General features: G+C 24.7%; 1 protein-coding gene. It reads left to right on the top strand.

Annotation, left to right across the window (positions count from 1 at the left end; translation table 11 throughout):
* A partial coding sequence (locus DIU01_RS00265) for a GLPGLI family protein (RefSeq protein ID WP_290831264.1) occupies nucleotides 1-666 on the top strand: 666 nt, incomplete at its 5' end.
* Nucleotides 667-691 lie beyond the last annotated feature (25 nt).

Genomic DNA, 691 nt, shown 5'->3' with positions numbered 1-691 from the left:
AATTATAGTACATTAAATCATAATTATAAATTACAAATAAATAAAAATGAATCTTTATATGACCAAGTATTTGAATCTAAAACAAATACAGAAGAGAGAAAAGATGATGAGGAAGGAATTACAACAGTAAGGAAAATATACCCAACTTCTGAAAGAATGAAATTTGTTTACAGAAAAAATAAAGAAGTAATTTTTAAAGATTTAATTGCGAATAGAGACGTTGTTGTTAAAGAAGAAGAAATAAATTTTAACTGGAAACTAAACAAAGAAACAAAAAAAATTGGGAGTTATAATTGTAAAAAAGCAACTACTTCTTTTAGAGGCAGGAATTATACTGCTTGGTACGCTGAAGAAATAGCTACTACAACGGGTCCAGCAAAATTTTACGGTTTACCAGGTTTAATATTAGAAATTTATGATGCAGATAAAGTTTTTCACATTAAAGTCAAAAAAATTAATCTAAAATCAAGTAATGTAAATTTTTCAAAGAAGGTTGATTGGATAAAAAAATCAAAAAAAATAGACCTTAAAGAATATATCAAGCAAAAAAGCAATGAAAGAGAAGAGGAAATTAATGAAATTAATTCAAAATTAGGAAAGGATGAGCCAAGATATAAATTGGAAGATTCTCCAAAATCTCAAGATATTGAAATTTACAAAAAATAATTTAATACTACTTATCATTCTATTT

Origin of the sequence: Flavobacterium sp. (genome assembly GCF_003525665.1) — a bacterium.
Classification (GTDB): Bacteria; Bacteroidota; Bacteroidia; order Flavobacteriales; family Flavobacteriaceae; genus Flavobacterium.
The sequence above is the reverse complement of the archived record's forward strand: the minus strand, read 5'-3'. Positions and strand labels throughout refer to the sequence as shown.